General features: G+C 36.7%; 20 protein-coding genes and 1 other RNA gene. 9 read left to right on the forward strand and 12 right to left on the reverse strand.

The features are described from left to right. Positions 1-74: 74 nt before the first annotated feature. Positions 75-269: a hypothetical protein gene (locus tag BFL47_RS12620; protein ID WP_069660153.1), complete on the forward strand. Its 195-nt coding sequence runs from the start codon at positions 75-77 to the stop codon at positions 267-269. A 5-nt stretch (positions 270-274) separates the two neighbouring features. Here the strand turns inward: BFL47_RS12620 and prmC are convergent, their stop codons facing one another. After that, a complete protein-coding gene (gene prmC / locus BFL47_RS12625; protein WP_069660154.1) occupies positions 275-1132 on the reverse strand; it encodes a peptide chain release factor N(5)-glutamine methyltransferase in 858 nt (285 codons plus the stop codon). Between the two features lie 82 nt (positions 1133-1214). Between prmC and ribD the strand changes: the two genes are divergently transcribed. Then, complete coding sequence (gene ribD, locus BFL47_RS12630) at positions 1215-2270, forward strand: bifunctional diaminohydroxyphosphoribosylaminopyrimidine deaminase/5-amino-6-(5-phosphoribosylamino)uracil reductase RibD (protein ID WP_069660155.1); 1056 nt, start codon at positions 1215-1217, stop codon at positions 2268-2270. On the opposite strand, the gene aroQ is transcribed toward ribD, so the two are convergent. Continuing rightward, positions 2260-2676 (reverse strand): type II 3-dehydroquinate dehydratase, encoded by a 417-nt coding sequence (gene aroQ, locus BFL47_RS12635; protein WP_069660156.1) that lies wholly within the window; start codon positions 2674-2676, stop codon positions 2260-2262. The two genes, ribD and aroQ, sit on opposite strands and share 11 nt — an antisense overlap. A gap of 82 nt (positions 2677-2758) precedes the next feature. Between aroQ and xerD the strand changes: the two genes are divergently transcribed. Beyond that, the gene (xerD, locus tag BFL47_RS12640; RefSeq protein WP_069660157.1) at positions 2759-3655 is read left to right on the forward strand and encodes a site-specific tyrosine recombinase XerD; all 897 of its coding nucleotides are present in this window, start codon (positions 2759-2761) and stop codon (positions 3653-3655) included. A gap of 2 nt (positions 3656-3657) precedes the next feature. Here xerD and BFL47_RS12645 read toward each other — a convergent pair whose 3' ends face one another. Beyond that, positions 3658-4968 (reverse strand): nicotinamide mononucleotide adenylyltransferase, encoded by a 1311-nt coding sequence (locus BFL47_RS12645; protein ID WP_069660158.1) that lies wholly within the window; start codon positions 4966-4968, stop codon positions 3658-3660. Between the two features lie 171 nt (positions 4969-5139). On the opposite strand from BFL47_RS12645, the gene BFL47_RS12650 reads away from it, so the two are divergent. Beyond that, entirely contained in the window at positions 5140-5565 is a 426-nt protein-coding gene (locus tag BFL47_RS12650) for an acyl-CoA thioesterase (RefSeq protein WP_069660159.1), read from the forward strand. Between the two features lie 176 nt (positions 5566-5741). On the opposite strand, the gene folB is transcribed toward BFL47_RS12650, so the two are convergent. Next, the gene (gene folB, locus BFL47_RS12655) at positions 5742-6107 is read right to left on the reverse strand and encodes a dihydroneopterin aldolase (protein ID WP_170827320.1); all 366 of its coding nucleotides are present in this window, start codon (positions 6105-6107) and stop codon (positions 5742-5744) included. Between the two features lie 156 nt (positions 6108-6263). Between folB and BFL47_RS12660 the strand changes: the two genes are divergently transcribed. From BFL47_RS12660 to BFL47_RS12680, 5 genes are all read left to right on the forward strand, one after another. Beyond that, the gene (locus BFL47_RS12660) at positions 6264-6920 is read left to right on the forward strand and encodes an SCO family protein (protein WP_069660160.1); all 657 of its coding nucleotides are present in this window, start codon (positions 6264-6266) and stop codon (positions 6918-6920) included. Then, positions 6913-7353 carry a c-type cytochrome gene (locus BFL47_RS12665; protein ID WP_069660161.1) on the forward strand — a complete coding sequence of 147 codons (441 nt, stop codon included), beginning with the start codon at positions 6913-6915 and terminating at the stop codon, positions 7351-7353. The genes BFL47_RS12660 and BFL47_RS12665 overlap by 8 nt, the downstream gene beginning before the upstream one ends. Before the next feature lie 23 nt (positions 7354-7376). Further along, an RNA gene (gene rnpB, locus BFL47_RS12670) (RNase P RNA component class A) lies at positions 7377-7762 on the forward strand. A 118-nt stretch (positions 7763-7880) separates the two neighbouring features. After that, positions 7881-9266 carry a sigma-54-dependent transcriptional regulator gene (locus BFL47_RS12675; protein ID WP_069660162.1) on the forward strand — a complete coding sequence of 462 codons (1386 nt, stop codon included), beginning with the start codon at positions 7881-7883 and terminating at the stop codon, positions 9264-9266. Positions 9267-9475: 209 nt separating this feature from the next. Then, entirely contained in the window at positions 9476-10006 is a 531-nt protein-coding gene (locus BFL47_RS12680; RefSeq protein ID WP_069660163.1) for a DUF6580 family putative transport protein, read from the forward strand. Positions 10007-10076: 70 nt separating this feature from the next. On the opposite strand, the gene BFL47_RS12685 is transcribed toward BFL47_RS12680, so the two are convergent. The 8 genes from BFL47_RS12685 to BFL47_RS20060 form a co-directional block, all read right to left on the reverse strand. Then, positions 10077-11324 carry a glutamate-5-semialdehyde dehydrogenase gene (locus BFL47_RS12685; protein ID WP_069660164.1) on the reverse strand — a complete coding sequence of 416 codons (1248 nt, stop codon included), beginning with the start codon at positions 11322-11324 and terminating at the stop codon, positions 10077-10079. 10 nt (positions 11325-11334) lie between these two features. Next, positions 11335-12414: a glutamate 5-kinase gene (gene proB, locus BFL47_RS12690; RefSeq protein ID WP_069660165.1), complete on the reverse strand. Its 1080-nt coding sequence runs from the start codon at positions 12412-12414 to the stop codon at positions 11335-11337. A gap of 23 nt (positions 12415-12437) precedes the next feature. Next, complete coding sequence (locus BFL47_RS12695) at positions 12438-12632, reverse strand: hypothetical protein (protein ID WP_069660166.1); 195 nt, start codon at positions 12630-12632, stop codon at positions 12438-12440. Between the two features lie 125 nt (positions 12633-12757). Then, a complete protein-coding gene (gene adhE / locus BFL47_RS12700; RefSeq protein WP_069660167.1) occupies positions 12758-15394 on the reverse strand; it encodes a bifunctional acetaldehyde-CoA/alcohol dehydrogenase in 2637 nt (878 codons plus the stop codon). Between the two features lie 117 nt (positions 15395-15511). Then, positions 15512-17416, reverse strand: coding sequence for a DUF294 nucleotidyltransferase-like domain-containing protein (locus BFL47_RS12705; protein ID WP_069660168.1), 1905 nt, complete (start codon positions 17414-17416; stop codon positions 15512-15514). Next, positions 17413-18111 (reverse strand): 3'-5' exonuclease, encoded by a 699-nt coding sequence (locus BFL47_RS12710; RefSeq protein WP_069660169.1) that lies wholly within the window; start codon positions 18109-18111, stop codon positions 17413-17415. Before BFL47_RS12710 ends, BFL47_RS12705 begins: the two co-directional genes overlap by 4 nt. Positions 18112-18158: 47 nt before the next feature. Continuing rightward, positions 18159-18923 (reverse strand): 23S rRNA (guanosine(2251)-2'-O)-methyltransferase RlmB, encoded by a 765-nt coding sequence (gene rlmB / locus BFL47_RS12715; protein WP_069660170.1) that lies wholly within the window; start codon positions 18921-18923, stop codon positions 18159-18161. A 360-nt stretch (positions 18924-19283) separates the two neighbouring features. Further along, positions 19284-19473: hypothetical protein (locus tag BFL47_RS20060; RefSeq protein WP_211480967.1), on the reverse strand; the 190-nt coding region annotated here is incomplete at its 5' end.

Raw genomic sequence — 19473 nt, forward strand, 5'->3', positions numbered from 1 at the left:
TTGATGATAGATTAATACTTTAAGCAAGCAGATATATTTTTGCTTGTTAATTTTAAATAATTAATAATATCGCCATGAAAGTTAAATCAAAACATTTCAGATTCCTTAACGTGCAAAACGGGAACGTAATTGCGTATCTGACAGTGGATGACACTAAGGACGAGAATCAATTGAAGCGTTTTCTTGAAAGAGAGCGTTGTAAACTAGCAATCCAAAGACAGGATTACCTGGAAACCATGTATTGGGAAGAAATAAGAGACGCCAATTGAATTGTTTAATCCTTCTGCGCTTTTATCATTCGATCTTTTCCTGAAATATCCTTTCTTAGCACTGCTGTGAAATTATACTGCTTCAATAATTGTATAGTTTCATCCCCCAGATGCTCATTAATTTCAAAAAACAACAGCCCCGTTGGTTTCATATACTGTACCGCAAATTGAATAATGCGACGGTAAAATAATAATGGATCTTCATCTGTTACAAAAAGAGCAATGTGAGGTTCATTTTGAATGACATTCGCGTGCATGTAGCTTTTTTCTGATGATGTGATATAGGGTGGATTGCTTACAATTATATCAAATGATTTAGGCTCAAACTTCATGTCGTTGTTTAGTATGTCACCTTTAATAAATTGAATATCAGTATTTAAAATAATTGAATTTTGCCTGGCAATTTCCAGTGCTACATCTGAAATGTCAATTCCAATTATACTGCTGTGGGAATTTTTAATCTTTATGCTTATTGGAATACATCCGCTTCCGGTGCCTATATCTACTAAATTGAAGTTACTTAGTTTACTGGATTGAATTTCCTTTAAAATCCAGTCTACCAGCTCTTCGGTTTCAGGGCGAGGTATCAAAACACCAGGTTTAACGATGAAACGATGTCCATAAAAATCTGCAATCTGCAAAATATACTGTAAGGGGATGCCTTTCTTTAGCTCTTCCAGAATATGAAGAATTTCTGTATGATAATCTGAAGAAATTATGGTTTGTTTATTCATCATAAGCTGCCCATAGCTTAGATGGCAGACTTCCTGAATAGCAATGGAAGCAAGGGCTTTGGACTCATTATCCTCGTACATACCATTTAATGATTGAACAAAAATTGTTTCTATTTTCCCTATTTGCATATCATGCGCAAAATAAAGGATTGTATTTTATTTAATCCTATCTAATTGAATTATTAAGTTTGTTTTTCAAATAAAGCTGAAATTGAAATTTAAAATAGAAATTAAATATATAAAGAGGTGTTTAGAGTTAGCGCGATTAGGAAAAGGGAATGTTAGTCCGAACCCTATGGTTGGTGCTGTAATTGTATACAATAATAAAATAATTGGTGAGGGTTATCATCAGCAATATGGCAAAGCACACGCAGAGGTAAATGCTATAAACGTGGTAATCAGTAAGTACCCTGACTCCTACCAGGAGTTAATGAAAGAGTCTACCATGTATGTAAGTTTAGAACCTTGTTCCCATTTTGGCAAAACCCCTCCTTGTGCAGATCTGATTATCAGGCACCAAATTCCTAGAGTTGTGATAGGTGCTCCTGATCCTTTTGATCCAGTGAATGGAAAAGGAGTTCAGAAATTAAAGGATGCTGGTATAGAGGTGATTGAAAACTTTGGATTGCAGGAGTGTAGTTTTTTAAACAGGCGTTTCTTTACGCGGGTTACTAAACAGCGTCCCTACATTATATTAAAATGGGCCCAGACGGCGGATTCTTATTTTGCACCAATGGATCGTTCACAGAAGTGGATTAGCGGCTTTGATGCTAAGATACTTTCGCATGTATGGAGGACTGAGGAAGATGCAGTGCTGGTTGGAAAAACAACAGCTTTAATGGATAATCCTCAATTAAACGTCAGGCTGTGGAATGGTCGTAATCCCGTTCGAATTGTGATTGATAAGAATCTTGAACTTACGGATGGGCTAGCTCTATTTGATCAGTCGCAGGAAACAATCGTATTTAATGCGGTCAAAACAGAATATAAGGGTAAGATTAAATACTTACAAATTGAAGAGTTTGATTTGTATCTGGTTCAGATGATTGCCTATCAGTTATATCTCATGGATATTCAATCGGTGATCGTTGAAGGGGGGATTCATGTTATTAATCAATTTATAGAAGCTGATTTATGGGATGAAGCCAGGATCTTTAAGAGTTCCCAATTGTGGCAGGAAGGTATAAAAGCACCTTCCTTAACCGGTAGTTTAGAGGGAACCATTCAAATTGGGCCGGACAGTTTAGTCTGCATTTTTAATAAATAAAGCTTTCTAAAGCGAGACGATAGCTGTTTAAGCCGAAACCTGATATTACTCCTTTACAGTTTTTTGCCATATAAGAGTGGTGCCTGTAAGGCTCTCTAGCATGTACATTGGAAATGTGTACCTCTATTACAGGCGTAGTAACGGCTGCGATTGCATCAGCTATAGCAAGTGAAGTGTGGGTATAAGCTCCTGCATTTAGTATGATACCATCATATTCAAAGCCTATAGCGTGTATTTTATCGATCAGGGCACCTTCTGAATTACTTTGGAAGTATTCTAATTGCACAGATGGATAGAGGTCTTTTAAGCCGTTTAAAAAAGGCTCAAACCCTGATTCTCCGTATATAGTTTTTTCGCGGGTTCCCAATAAATTTAAATTAGGACCATTAATGATATATAGTTTCATTACTATTGTTGTTTCGCCTTGATATTTATATTATTTTCAAACATACTAGTTTAATCGAAATATAGAGTAAGAATAAGTTTATATGGATTGGAATACGTCGATTAAAGGATTTTTATCCTACCTGATGCTGGAAAGGGGTTTATCTTCAAATACATTGGAAGCATATGAAGGTGATGTTAGGAAGCTGGCCCAATATAGTTCTGGTTCCCAAAATAAAACACCGGAGTCTATTTCTACAAATGATCTGAGGTCTTTCTTTGGTTTGCTCAACGGATTGGGTATACTCCCTTCATCGCAAGCGCGGATTCTATCAGCGATAAAGATATTTTACCAATACCTGGTATTTGAAAAAAACCTGACTGCGGACCCTGCAGCACTTATGGAAGGTCCACGGTTATTACGCAAGCTCCCTGATGTTTTGAATATTATTGAAATACAAGACCTTATAGCCGCTATCGATCTTTCTAAGCCGGAAGGGATGCGAAATAAAGCGATTATTGAGGTATTGTATGGTTGTGGCTTAAGGGTATCCGAACTAGTCAATTTGAAGCTGTCAGATTTGTCTCTTGACATTGAATTTATCAAAGTTATTGGAAAAGGTGATAAACAGCGTGTGATCCCTATTGGCACTGAAGCAATAAAGTTCTTGCAGATCTACATCAATGAATATAGAGTTCACCAGACGCTAAAGTATGGTTATGAGGATTATGTGTTTTTAAACAGAAGAGGTGCAGCACTCAGCAGGGTGATGGTTTTCATCCTGATTAAAGATTTGGCTGAGAAAATTAACCTGAATAAAAACATCAGTCCGCATACTTTCAGGCATTCCTTTGCTTCGCATTTAGTTGAAGGTGGGGCTGATTTAAGAGCTGTACAGGATATGCTTGGACATGAAAGCATTACCACAACAGAAATATACACCCACCTTGATAAGAGTTACCTTAAAGATACGATCAGACAATTTCATCCAAGAAGTTGAGTTTATACGGTCTTCACGTCCTTGGTATCGTAGCTTTCTATATCTGTGATGTAATTATTTAGAATAAGAAAGTCATACAAGGGTTTTGCCTGCGGAGATACCGGCATATTAGCAGTTGTAATGATTTCCTTATTATCTTTATTTAAGTAGGGATACGCGTAAAGCTTCACATTTTTGCTAAACAGATCGCTTACGTAACTTAAAAGTTCATCTGTGTAATTCTTTTCATATTGATTGGAATCAAAAATTCTTTTCAAATTGGCAATATTAGTGGAGATTCCTACACTGCTAGGATTGCATTTAGCAAGGTATTGGGCTAGTTTATGGTTGCGGGAAAAGTTAGAGACGAAGACATGGTTTCCGGTTGAGCATAACTCTTGTGCTCTTCTTGCAAATTCTTCTAAATCTGTTCTGCTTATTTCTGTTTGTTGATCGAATCTGTTGGACATCAGCACTTCAATTAATACGATCAGGTTAGAGTCGTCAATCCCTTCAGTACGTTTGAATTGTTCAACAGCACGATTAAAAAGATCAAAGTTAGGGATGGATTTTTGTCGGAACTTAGTACGCAGAATCATAATATTCTTTTTGTACAAAAGATCTTTTGATTGCTGAATTTCTGCTATTTCATTGAAGATAGCGGCACTTGAGAAGCCTTTTGCAATTAAGTATAAGTTGACTAAACAGTCGTTTACGTTTTTAAAAACCGGGCCTTTCAGATTAATTAGATCAATTTCTACAGAACCCACAGACAGGTTATGCACTAATGATTCAATCATGAGTTGAACATCATCTGTTAAAAAAAACGCGGCATAAACAAGGTTCACACCAAGAACACCAAGAACATTTTGCTGTAAACTTGAATCACTGTCCAGCAATCGGATATGTATAATGATATCATTGGCTTCTCCATGAGGCTCTGATTGAAACCGGATGCCTACCCATCCATGAGGATCGTTTGTTTTATTATAATTTAATGTGGTGACTGTATTAGCAAATGAAAAAAAACGTCTTCTATCATATAGCTTTCCTTCCAATCTTTCAGCAAGCAGATCGAACTCATGACTTAACATTCTATTCAGGCGCGATTTGCTCACATATCTTCCTGATAATTCTGCGCCATAGATCTCATTACTAAAAACCATATCATAAGCAGACATTGTTTTTGCAATGGTTCCGGAGGCTGCACCTGCTGTAAAAAAGTTTCTTGCCACTTCTTGTCCGGCACCAATCTCAGCAAATGTGCCATAGATTGTTGGGTCTAAATTAATCTTAAGTGCCTTTCTTTTTGTTTCTGGAATATCATTCAGCATTTCCAAAATTACCTTTTTGATTTATTAGAAGCAAAAAAGAGGAGTGTTTTTAATTTTTAAAAGAAAATTGATTTGGTGAAACAAAGGGATATCATCTATCGTTAAAGATTCACCTACTTAAATTATCCGTATTTTGATTTAATAAAAGTATAACACGTTCAACTCAATTTTATGAACATAGATTCATATCATTATAAAACCAATATTCCTATCCGTTTTGGTGATTTAAATGCCTTTGGTGTTGTGAACAATGATGTTTTTTTGACTTATTTTGAAATGGCCCATTCGGGTTACTGGAGACAAATAGTAAATTGGAAAAGTATTTCAAAAGGAATAATCATTCAGAATGCAGAGATCAACTATAAAAAACCGGTTCGTTTCAATGATGAGTTGTTTGCTTATGTAAAGATTTCAAACCTGAAGAATTGCAGCTTTGAGGTCGACTATATTCTAACCATTCAACATGAAGGAGGAGAAGATGTGTGTACGACGGGCAAGACCGTATGTGTGTTTTTCAATTATACCTCAAACAAGCCTGAGCGCATCCCCGCTATTGAACGACAGAAAATGATTGATTTTGAGGCGCTTGTTTATTAAAAGTTTGCGGCTAATCAAGGTTTTTAAAGAATATACGATAATCAGGATAGCTGGCTGATGCAATTAAGATCTTAAATAAAGATTTGATTCATATTTGGAGACTTTTAAAGCTTTACTTCTCTATTTGCTGAATTGAGCTAAAGGAATAATCGGGCTGTTTGGTACATACGACTAAATTATCTGATATAGGTAAGCATTACCCTGGCGTTTTGCATTTCTCCTTTTACAGGTAAGGCTAGCTTTTTAATACTTACGCTGATCTTATTTAATTCAGGGAACTCCATTTTAATACGGTTTATAATGGATGATGCTACTTTTTCTAACAGTCTTCTGGGTACTTTCATTTCTGCCTCAGCGATCTCAAAGAGCCGTCCATAATTAACCGTAAGATTTAGATCATCTGAATCATCATCCTTACTGTTCATTTCAGTTAAAACATCTACTAAAAAAGGTGTTCCTAAAATCTGCTCTTCAGGATAGAACCCATGAAAAGAAAAGAAACGGACCCCTTCCAGACTGATTGTTTTGATTGTTTCTGACATGTTGCAAATGTAAAACATACTATGGGTAAAATAGTACAATCTTCAGGGAAACGCGGACTAATTAACAGCTGAAATTTTCTTCAAGAAGCTTCTTGTCGAAAAGATAAAATAAACCAATCATTCTGCATTGTTGTTAAATAAGTTAGATTTGCTCATATGAATATTCGTACTTCCATTGCTTATACATTTCTGTGCTTTATATCCTTTAGTTTTTTTACATCGTGTAATTCAGATTCATCCAGACTGCCAATTTTAGGAAATAGGGAAGCGGTAACGAAAACTGTTGATGGCAAATCATATACTGATACTGTTTACCAAACGATTCCCTCTTTTCGATTTATCAATCAGGAAGGCAATGTGGTCACGGAGAAGGACTTCAAAGGGAAAATATATGTAGCTGATTTTTTCTTCACCTCCTGCCCTTCTATTTGTCCGGTGATGCATCGAAATATGCTGAAGTTATATGCTAAATATAAAGGAAACGATCAGGTTAAAATAGCCTCTCACACCATCGACTATAAAACAGATACACCTGAAAAATTAAAGGTCTACGCTACTAAATTAGGTGTTGAGGGAACTCAATGGGAGTTTTTAAGAGGAAGCAGGGATTCAGTTTATACTCTGGCAGAAAAGAGCTACCTGGTTGCCGTTAACGAAGATAAAAATGCGCCTGGAGGTTTTGTTCATCAGGGCTGGTTCATATTAGTAGATGGCAAAGGAAGGTTGCGTGGGGCCTATGATGGCACACAAGAAGATCAGGTTTCCACTTTAATGGATGATATGGATATACTGCTTAAAGAAAAAGATGAATAAAAACAGAGGTTTATTTATAATATTAATCTTTACTACGGTTTGTTCTTTGGTATACTCTTGCCAGTCTGAAAGCCAGTTGAACTATGCCCGATATTATACGAACGGCAAAAAACTGTATGATATAAGTTGTCAGAATTGTCATGGGAAAAATGGTGAAGGGCTTGGCCAGTTAATTCCACCACTTACTGATACTCTGTATATTCAGAAAAATATAAACCGTCTTGCCTGCACAATCAAATATGGGATAAACGATAAAATCATAGTGCATGGAGTTATTTATGCGGAGCAAATGCCTGCAAATTCTCAGCTTGCAGACATTGACATTGCTGCTCTTGTGACCTACATTAGTAATAGTTTTGGAAATCAGCAAGGCTTATATGAGGTAAATCAGGCATCAGTTGATCTTAAGAAGTGTGAAGAAGTGTATAAATAATTAATAAAAAAACTAACTTTGTGCCTTAAGGTCGTTCTATCGCCGGATACATTATCAGGAGGAAAGTCCGGGCAACGTAGAGCATCCTGCTTCCTAACGGGAAGGGCATAGTAATATGAACGGAAAGTGCCACAGAAAATAAACTACCAAAGGTGTTCTGCATCGTTGGAAAAGGTGAAAACGCGAGGTAAGAGCTCACGGCCTTGTTTGGTAACAAGCATTGCGGTAAACCCCAGGAGTTGAAAGACCAAATATGCTGATGTTTAAGGGCTGCTCGTCCTTTATTTGCTTCTTGCGGATACATCAGTGGGTAGGTCGTTTGAACTTGTCAGCGATGGCAAGGCTAGATAAATGATAGGAGCCTCATTTACTTGAGGAACAGAACCCGGCTTACAGACCTTAAATTTTAAGAAGCTGTCTCACATGGACAGCTTCTTAATTAATAGCAAAAATCCGCATCTAAACTGTATATATTTGTATACATTCGCAGACTAATTTATTTTTATTACGTTCGAAAAAAGAACACTATGGCAAAAATTTTAATAATTGACGATGAACGTGCTATTCGTAACACATTACGGGAAATACTTGAATATGAAAATTATGAAGTTGAGGATATAGATAACGGAATCGATGGTCTATCTTTAATTAAAAAGGAAGAGTTTGACTTAGTTCTTTGTGATATAAAGATGAATAAAATGGATGGTATGGAAGTATTATCTGAAGGGCTTTCCATAAGACCTGACCTGCCTTTCATCATGATATCCGGCCACGGTACAATAGAAACAGCTGTTGAAGCCAGTAAAAAGGGAGCCTATGATTTTATTTCCAAACCCCCTGATTTAAACCGATTACTGATAACAGTTAGAAATGCTTTAGAAAGAGGAAACCTCGTTACCGAAACTAAGGTACTGAAGCGCAGGGTAAGTAAGGTGCGCGAAATCTTAGGTGATTCAGCTGCTATATCAAAAATTAAAGATACCATAGAGCGAGTAGCTCCTACTGATGCCCGTGTATTAATTACCGGTGCAAATGGTAGTGGGAAAGAACTCGTAGCCCGATGGCTCCATGAAAAGTCTTCGCGTCTTAATGGACCTATGATTGAAGTCAACTGTGCTGCTATTCCTTCGGAATTGATTGAAAGTGAACTTTTCGGACATGAAAAAGGTTCTTTTACTTCTGCAGTAAAACAAAGGATAGGGAAATTTGAGCAGGCCAATGGTGGTACACTTTTTCTTGATGAAATTGGAGATATGAGCCATTCAGCCCAGGCAAAAGTTCTTCGGGCTTTACAGGAGAATAAAATTACACGTGTTGGTGGCGAAAAAGAAATTGAAGTAAACGTTCGTGTTATTGCTGCTACGAACAAAGACCTTCAAAAAGAGATTGATGCCAACAATTTCCGTATGGACCTTTATCACCGGCTTAGCGTTATCCTAATTCATGTTCCCCCTCTGAGTGATAGAAAAGATGATATCCCAATTTTAGCTCATAGCTTCTGTACAGAGATATGTTCTGATTATAACATGCCTGTAAAAAAGATAAGCGATGGAGCAATGAGTGCCTTAATGGATTTACCCTGGAGCGGTAATATCAGAGAGCTAAGAAATATGATTGAACGTTTAATTATTCTAAGTGAAAAAGTAATCACTGAAAACGATGTGCGTACTTTCGCTAATCCATCCGGTCCTCAGGATGTTGTTTCAATTCCTGTTTCTGTCCAAAGCCCTCAGGTTAATTTTGACCAGTTTTCCAATTTTCAAGAATACAAAGATCAATCAGAAAAAGAATATATTAAATATAAGCTTCAAAAGAATAATTGGAATGTGTCAAAAACAGCTGATGATATTGACATTCAAAGAAGTCATCTATATAGTAAAATAGAGAAATATGGACTGAAACGCTCCGATTAGTGGAGCTTAAAATACGTGTATAGTCACTGGAAATTGAGTAGTAATCACTAAATAAAGGAAGCAAATTAACCTTCAAATGGCTTGTTTTGATTTCATTATCCTGTTTTGAAAGGATCAATTTCTCAGTTATGCGGTTAATTTATGCTTTTTGAAGCTACTAAAAGTATTTATACCCTTTCCCTTTTGATTTTTTACGTTTAACTTTGGACATGATAAAACAGGTACATTCTTCCAGATATATAGTGCTAAGCCTTCTTATTTTACTTGCCGCTTGTACAAGGGCTTTACCTGTTTACATTCCCCATATTTGGAATTTTACTGCTGTAGGTGCTTTAGCCATATTTGCTGGATCTCAGTTTCAAAATAAAGTAATGGCCTTTATCGTTCCTTTAACTGCAATGGCCATATCAGATTTTTTCCTAGGAAGTGGATTCAATGCCGTTGTTTATATCGGTTTTATCGTCATGGTGCTTTGTGGAGTTGCTATTAAAAATAAGGTTACCCCTATGAAAATAGCCATCGCTTCAGTTGCAGGGTCCGTTCTATTCTTTTTAATCACCAATTTTGCATTCCTTTACCCTTGGTATCCTCATAATCTAAGTGGCATTACGCAATCATATATTATGGGCTTGCCTTTCTTAGGTAACATGCTGGTAGCAGATGCTATTTATGGAACCATATTGTTTGGTAGTTTCTACTTACTGGAAAGAAGTTATCCTAAACTTTCTATTGTCAAATAGGAAGTAAAATTCTCGGTGTTTATCCGATCTTAGAGGTTTTAAGCAAATTATTTCGAAAGTAAATAGAAGGTTAAACCCTAACTTGTCCTGTTCCCACAATAATCCATTTATAACTTGTGAGTTCTTCTAAGCCCATAGGACCCCTTGCATGTAGCTTCTGAGTACTAATGCCTATTTCAGCACCAAGTCCAAACTGTGCGCCATCTGTGAAGCCTGTTGAGGCATTAGCGTAGACAGCCGCTGCATCCACATGGGAAAGAAACCTGTTAATGTTCTCTTCATTTTCTGAAAGAATAGCTTCACTATGTTTGGAGCTGTATTTTGCAATATGATTAAGAGCTGATTCCAGATCATTTACTGTTTTGATGGAAAGCTTGTAATCCAGAAACTCAATCCCAAAATGCTCCTCCTTTGCTGGGAAAAGTAAATGAGCCGGATAATGATTTTTTAATGCCTCAAAAGATTGTTCATCTGCATATATGATTACGTTAGCACTACTCAGAGGTTCGGTTAGATAGGGAAGATCCTTAAGCTTTTGTTTATGAACTATTAAGCAATCTAATGAATTACAAACACTTACCCTTCTTGTCTTCGCGTTGAAAATGATAGCCTGGCTCTTTTCTATATTGGCTGTTTCATCAACAAAAGTATGCACAATTCCAGCACCTGTTTCAATTACCGGTACTTTGGAATGCTCTCTAACATATTTTATTAAACTATGGCTACCTCGAGGAATAATCACATCAACGAAGCCAACCGCATTTAAAAGAGCTTCAGTAGCACTTCGATCAGGAGGAAGTAAAATGGCGACATGTTTGTTTATATGATTTGCATCCAAAACCTTGTGTACTAATGAAATCAGGGCTTCATTGCTGAAGGAAGCATCACTCCCTCCTTTTAAAACGGCAACATTTCCAGTTTTAATACATAGAGAAAATACATCTATGGTTACATTCGGACGAGCTTCATAAATTACACCTACCACACCAAGGGGAACACGCAGCTTTTTTAAATTTAAACCATTAGGTAATGTTTTTTCAAGCAGTACTTTTTGCAAAGGACTATTAAGCTTAGAAACATTCACAAGGTCTGTTGCAATATCTGCTATCCTGCTTTTGGTTATTTTAAGCCGGTCATATTTTGGGTCCTCCGGACTCATTCTTAAAAGATCTTTTTGATTTTCATCAATAATAAAAGATTGCTCTTTCAGCAATTCCTCGGCAAGTTGAACTAAAACTGAAGCTATTTTTTTATCAGATAATTCAGACAAGGATCTAGTAGCAGATTTAGCATTTTCGAAAGTATGCTGAAGATTCATAGTTATCAATTTAATGGGTCAAAAATAAGTAATCGTAATGTACTAAAGCTTTTTGTTTCTTGAGGCCTACTCTTTCTTTGGCTTTTTCTGAATTATATTCAGCAATGCCAAGTCCTATAGCTAGGTTGTCCTGATCGATTAACCGGATGATGTCCCCTTTTTTGAAATCTTTTTCGATACCAATCAAACCAACTGGTAGTAAACTACTGGCTTTAGAAGAAGTCAGCGCAAGTTTAGCACCATCGTTAATACGAACAACACCTGTTACATAATTTTCCGAGTTGGCAATCCATTTCTTTTTACCTGAAGCGATTTTTTGTGGAGCAAATCTGGTGTTAATGACCTTCCCTTTTAAAACTTTAGCAATTACATTCTCAGTTTTGCCATTCGCAATATGAACAGCGATGCCTAGTCCGGAAATTTTATGAGCCATATTTGATTTCGTAATCATCCCTCCTCTTCCAAACTGAGACTTTTTGGCCGATATAAACTCGGAGAAATTGTTGAAATCAGGATCGATATTCTCTATCACTTTGGAATCTGGATTTTTGGGATCACCATTAAAAATTCCATCAACGTTACTTAAAATGATTAAGGCATCTGCATTAAGCAGGGAGGCAATCAACCCTGCCAGTTCATCATTATCTGTAAACATGAGTTCAGTAACAGATATGACATCATTTTCATTTATAACAGGGACTACATTATGCTGAATTAATATATCAAAGCAATTTTTCATATTCAGGTAGTGAAGTCTATCCCGAAAATCTTCTTTTGTGACCAATACCTGAGCACATACCAGGTTTTGTTTTTTAAATAGATCTGAATACGTATTAATGAGTTTTACCTGTCCTATTGATGCAAATAATTGGCGGGTCGCCACAGCATCACATTTATCTGACACAGAAAGCAAACTTCTTCCAAAGGCAACTGCTCCTGATGAGACTAAAATTATTTCTATGTTCTGTTTCTTAATTGCTGCAATTTGTTCAACTAAATGTTCAATGCGATGTAAGTCTGGAAGTCCATTTGCTTGAGTAAGAACATTTGACCCAACTTTTATTACAATCCGTTTGTAGTTTAAATCCATACGATAGATAAAACTACAAATTTTTAAGACAAAAATGACTTCATTACATCATCATAAGCCTCAGAAGTGAAATAAATAATAGGTTCCTCTGATTCATGAGAAGCATCCATTATAATTTTTGACCCACCGTTATCCTGAGGGGTTATTTCTATGATTCTGTTCTTTTCAAACTGGGTGGGTATGTTATCAATAAGAACACTGAAAAAGTTGTATGCCATATAGTTTTGATTGCTCAATTAAGTTATAGTAAATATAATGAACAAAAAATCTAAAATATAACCCAAAAAGGGTACAAAAAAAACCGGAAGCAAAGCTCCCGGTTTTTATCCTTAATAATTATTAATTAGGCTATAACATCTGTTTCCAGTTTGAGCTCATCATTAGTCAAATCATTTCGTTTACCTTCAAAAGCATTAATATATAACTGTTTCAGTTCGCTTATTAATGGATATCTAGGGTTTGCACCAGTACACTGGTCATCGAATGCCTGTTCTGACATGGTATCTAAAGAACTGTAAAAAGCTTTTTCAGTTACGCCAAACTCTTTAATTGAAGTAGGAATACCAATTTTGGTTTTCAAATCCTCTAGAGCAGCAGTTAACAATTCAATCTTTTCATCTTCTGTTTCACCACCAAGGTTCAAGTAATCAGCAATCCTTGAATATCTCCATTTAGCATTCGGATATTTGTATTGAGGGAATGTAGCTTGTTTTCTTGGGTTGTCAACAGCGTTAAACCGGATAACTTCAGTGATTAACATCGCATTAGCTACACCATGAGGTACGTGGTGAGTAGCACCAAGTTTATGTGCTAAAGAGTGACAAACACCTAAGAATGCATTTGCAAAGGCCATACCTGCAATCGTTGCAGCATGTGCCATTTTCTCTCTGGCTTTAACATTAGTAGTACCTTCATTATATGCCTGAGGAAGATACTTAAATATTAATCTGATTGCTTCAAGTGCTAAGCCATTTGTATATTCAGATGCTAAAACGGATACATACGCTTCAAGAGCATGTGTCATAGCATCAATACCTGAAGCAGCAGTAAGGCCTCTTGGCATTTTCATCATCAGCTCGGCATCTACAATTGCCATATTAGGAGTAAGCTCATAATCAGCTAGAGGATATTTCATTCCAGTATGTTCATCTGTAATTACTGCGAATGGAGTAACCTCAGATCCAGTACCTGCAGATGTTGGAATAGCGACCATCATTGCTTTCTGGCCCATTTTAGGAAAATGATATACTCTTTTTCTAATATCCATAAAACGCATGGCAAGGTCTTCGAAGCGAACCTCAGGGTGCTCATACAATACCCACATGATTTTTGCAGCATCCATTGGAGAACCACCACCTAGTGCGATAATTGTATCCGGTTGGAAAATTGCCATCTCAGCAGCTCCTCTTCTTGCAGTATCCAATGTTGGATCAGGATCTACATCAAAGTATACTGTATGTTCAATACCTAAACTTTCTAAAACCTTAACTACTGGATCGATGAAGCCTAATTTATATAACACTTTATCTGTTACGATAAAAGCTTTTTTACGACCAAGTTCCTTAAGCTCTCTTAAAGCAACAGGCATACAGCCATATTTAAAGTAGATCTTCGGTGGAACTCTGAACCATAACATATTTTCTCTTCTACTTGCTACGCTTTTAATATTTAATAAATGTTTAACACCAACATTTTCTGAAACAGAGTTTCCGCCCCAGCTACCACATCCTAATGTAAGTGAAGGGGATAACTTAAAGTTGAAGATATCGCCTATTGCACCCTGAGATGATGGCATGTTAATGATTGTTCTGCCGGTTTTCATTCTTGCACCAAATTGTTCAATCCGGTCATGAGACTTATTTTCGTCAGTATAAAGAACTGATGTATGGCCAAAACCACCTAATTGTACTAACCGTGCTGCTTTATCTAACGCCTTTTCGAAACTTTCAGCCTTATACATAGCCAGGACCGGAGATAATTTCTCGTGAGAGAACTCTTCGTCTTTTTCAACTGATTCTACCTCTCCAATAAGAATTTTAGAGTATTCAGGAACATCAACACCAGCTAACTTTGCGATTTTGAAAGCAGACTGTCCAACGATCTGAGAATTTAATGCACCGTTTACAACGATGACCTTACGTACTTTCTCAACTTCATTTGGTTTTAATATGTATGCTCCTCTATCTTCAAATTCCTGTTTTACTTCATCATAGATGCTATCAATAACAATCACAGATTGTTCAGATGCACATATCATTCCGTTGTCAAAAGTCTTTGAAAGAAGAATAGAGTTTACAGCCATTTTTAAATGGGCTGTTTCATCAATAATAGCAGGCGTATTACCAGCTCCTACACCAATGGCAGGTTTGCCTGAAGAATAAGCTGATTTTACCATACCAGGTCCACCGGTAGCCAAGATCAAGTCGCATGCTCCCATTAATATTTGAGATAACTCAACTGTTGGTTCATCAATCCATGCGATAATGTCTTTTGGTGCCCCTGCTTCTACTGCTGCATCCAGAATGATCTTAGCTGCTGCTATTGTGGAATTTTTAGCTCTTGGATGTGGAGAGAAAATAATTCCATTTCTAGTTTTTAAAGCAATAAGTGCCTTGAAAATAGCTGTGGATGTAGGATTTGTTGTTGGTACTACAGCAGCAATAACGCCTATTGGTTCTGCTATTTTGGTTATTCCGAATGCTTCGTCTGTTTCAATAACACCACATGTTGGAGTGTCTTTATATTGATTATAGATATATTCAGAAGCAAAGTGATTTTTTATTACTTTGTCTTCCACTATTCCCATTCCGGTTTCTTCAACAGCCATCTTGGCTAAAGAAATTCTGGAGTTATTTGCTGCAATCGCAGTTTGTCTAAAGATCTCATCCACCTGTACTTGAGTGTAAGTGGAAAATAATCGTTGCGCTTCACGGACTTTTTCAATTTTTTGAAGAAGCTTTTCTGCATTTGTAAGTTTCATGATATTACTGGTTTTAATAATCAATGAGTAATTTGTGCTATAAAGGTATTTTTATAGAAGCAAATAATCAGTGACAGCAATCAGGAATCGTCATGATGGTTATCATAAACCGCTTTATTAGCCAAACAGGCTGTTTGTGTACTCTACTTTTAATTTAGATTGAAAGGTTTCAATGGTTTTAAATATCTCTTTAAGTGTTACTTGTTCAATTTTTGTCAGGGTATTGGGGTCGATGTAATTTTCAGGAAGCACTTTATCGTGAATGATCTGACTGGCTTGTTTTCTTAGTCTCATTGCCATCAGATAATAATAGGACTGAGTTAGTTCGTGATATTCCGTTTCTGAAAATATACCTGCATCTTTTAATGCTTTAATCCGTTCGCCTGTATTGGTTTTAAAGATTCTGTTCTTTAAAGCATATAACCGAACCAGGTCAACTATAGGAGTCATTGATTTCTTTATATCAAAGACTTCGTGTGAACCAATAGTTATCGTTTTAATGTTTTTGAAGAAAGTTAAAGGCGGCTGATACTGAACGGCATTATTTGCCATATAGAAAAATAACTTACCCATTGGCTGTTGCAATTTTTCATCCAAAAATTCCTGAAGTTCATCTATAATCTTTTTATTTCCATAAATATATCGGCAATCAAAAAAAGTGGAAAATTTAATTACCGTTTCAGGCAAAGAATCTTCAATCCAGCTCTCGTAATTACGTTTCCAATGCGAAAGAGAATGTGTCCAGTTCGGATTACTTGCCATGAAACCTCCTGTACAATACACAAATCCGATAAAATTTAATCGATCAGAAACAATTGTAGAAAATTTCAAGAAGTAATCCCGCACTAATTCCCTTTGTTCATTTGCTTTATCTTCGTAAATAATGGCATTGTCCTGGTCCGTCTTAAGCGTTTGTTCTTTGCGGCCTTCACTTCCCAAAACCATAAATACAAACTCAGCTGGTGGTGTACCTATTTCTTTGATCACCTCTTCAATTACCTTTTGAGCAATAGTATCTGCAATAGTGGAGATGATTTGATTGATGATCTCCGCATTTACTCCCCTGCCCAGTAATTGAGTAATCATTTGAGGGACTAGTTCCCACTTTGACTTCAATTCCTCCAATGATACTGCTAGTTTAACAGATTGTATATAAACCAACGGTGACTGTGCCTGCTCACTTAATAACCTATTTCTACTTATTATACCTTTCAATGAACCCTTATCTTCAACAAGAAGATACTTGGTTTTGGTGGTAAACATCATTAATACGGCTTCATACACGTAGGCCTGACTGTTTATGGTCATAACCGGGTTATCTACAACTTCAATTATAGGTTCATTTGGATCTTTCTTATTCGCGATTACCTTGTCGCGCAAGGTGATGTCGGTAATGAATCCAGCAACCTTATTTTCTTGATCTCTAACGATCAGGCAGCTTGTTTTTTGCTTAGCCATTGTTAATGCAGCTTCAAAAATTGGCGTCTGCGAGTCACAATACACAATATCTTTATAACCGATACTTTCTATTTTACGGGAATATAGCTGTTCAGAGGCAATATAACTTTCTTCAAAAGAGGTAGGGTGCTTTGCAAAATGTGCGAACTCCTCATTAAGCATCCTTTTACCAAAATCTGTCGTAAAATGATGGAAAAAGTCTTCATAAGCATTGCATAATGCCCTGAAATCTTTACGGGGTAAAAAGTAAACAATTGTTCCTTTCTTTGCAATTACCGTGCGGAGCGATCTTTTCCTGTTCAGCAGAACGGACACTCCACCATAACAAAATCCCCCATAATGATGCTCAAGCAGTCTGCGGGAATGTGAGCTATCGTAAAAGAAAGACTCATATTCACCTTCAACGATGATATCAATGCCTTTCATTTTAGTCAGTTCCTGCTGATAAATGACCGTATCCTTTACATATTTCACTTCATGAAATAAGTCGGAAACTCCCAGTAAAACTTCTTCGGGCAATAGGTTAAAAGGGATTACGTTTTTTAAAAATTCGACCCGTGTCATACAAGGAAAGATATTAGTATTGTTATAATGAATAATATTAAAACTGGTAATGCAAAAGCAAATCGCTTAGAATTTAATTTTACCTTATTCAAGCCAGCCTGTTGTGATGAAATAATTTCATCATTAATTATGCCTCTTTTTTGTAATTCAAAAAAACAATTTGCAGTTGCTATTGAATCGGCTAAGGCATTATGAGGGTTTTCAAGACTTTTGTTAAAGAGCGTTTCATACAGCTCACCAAGTCTTAAAAAACTAGCTCTGGGGTTTTTAACCAGCTTTACCGTCGCCATCATCGTGCAAAATGTAGGTAAATCCGGTGCCGGATTCTTTACATTGGCACGATAAAAATCAGAGCCTATCATGTGGAGATCCAACTCTGTGAAATGTCCCACGATCATAGGCTTGTAAGTCATCAGGTCTGAAGAAAGATCAGTCATCACCTCTTTCCTCAGCTGACCCTTTTTCTTTCGGTACTCGTCTGAGAAGCCATGTATCTTAAAAGATGTGGATGAGGTCACAAAGTCATTATCACTAATAAAATGATCCTTGCGGATTACCTCATGTCCGTTTTTAGTGTATACGACCCACGATACCTGGACAATATATGGCCAATTACCTATCTTTGAGTAAGGTTTATCCCACTTTTTAGGCAACCCAGACGTTTCAGTATCTATAAATAAATAATAATCCTTCAACTCAATAATTTTTATTGACTCTATCCTTCCAATAAAGTCTTTAGGTTTTAGTCCAATCGCTGTCTTACTGCCTCATAAAGGATTACTCCAGCCGAAACAGAAACATTTAAAGAGCCTATGGTGCCACTCATTGGTATTTTAGATAAATGGTCAGCAATCCGAATGATATCAGAAGAAATCCCATCTTCTTCTGATCCCATTACAATAGCTGTAGGGACTTTAAAGTCCACTGTGTATAAAAGATCATTTGTTTTCTCCGTACAGGCAACGATCTGTATTCCTGAAGCTTGTAGAAAACGAACAACCTTCAACAGGCTTTCATGACGACAAACCGGAATATTGAACAATGCACCGGCTGAAGTTTTAATAGTATCCGGGTTAATCTGGGCAGAGCCTTTAACCGGAACGATAATCGCTTGCACACCTGAACATTCGGCCGTACGGGCAATAGCTCCCATGTTTCTTACATCCGTTATTCCATCTAAAATAATCAATAACGGAATTTTACCGTTTTCATAAATCTGAGGAACAATATCTTCAATATTCTGATAGGTAACCGGTGATATCATACCTACCACACCCTGGTGGTTTTTCGTTGTAATGCGGTTTAGTTTTTCAACCGGAACCTGCTGGTAAGTAATCTCCGCTTCCTTCAATAATACGCGTAGTTCATTAAAAAGTGCCCCTGTAAGGCCCCTTTGTACATAAACCGCTTCAATATCTTTTCCACTCTTAATCGCTTCAATTAAAGCACGTATGCCAAAGATCATTTGATTTTGCTCTCTACGGACTTTTTCAGAATTTGTATACATTCAAAAATAATTATAGAACAAATTACCGATTTTTTGATCATATAACGCTTAAATAACTTTTAATATAATATTTTATCTACAGTTTTACTTCATCTAAATGCGTTTTGAGAGCTTTACTTCTGTCCATTTACACTTAATTGCTTAACCCTGGAGACATAAATATAAAGGTGAATCAAAAAGAATATGGAGGAGATCTGTTTCCAATCCATTTGAAATTGTAATTAAGAGCTGACTGGAAATGAATAATATATACGCATCGTTGAGCATATAAGCGTATATTGTATAGTTTATTTTATAACAAACAGTGCTTTTATATAAGCAGGATAATGCGTACTTAAATTAGCCTGCATTAACCCAATTTTATTGATAGGTAACATCATCCCGTTCCGATATGGCCGTATCCGAAAAACGACCCCGTTGTATCCACTGGCCTAACCTTACTCGCTGTACGCTCCTTGGTGCACCCTTGTAGCTTCGCCTCGAGTCGAACGAGCAAGGGTGCACCAAGGGAGCATCAACGAACAACCATCGAAGCAGCATCCTTGCCGTT

The organism is Arcticibacter eurypsychrophilus (assembly GCF_001730525.1).
Taxonomy (GTDB): domain Bacteria; phylum Bacteroidota; class Bacteroidia; order Sphingobacteriales; family Sphingobacteriaceae; genus Arcticibacter; species Arcticibacter eurypsychrophilus.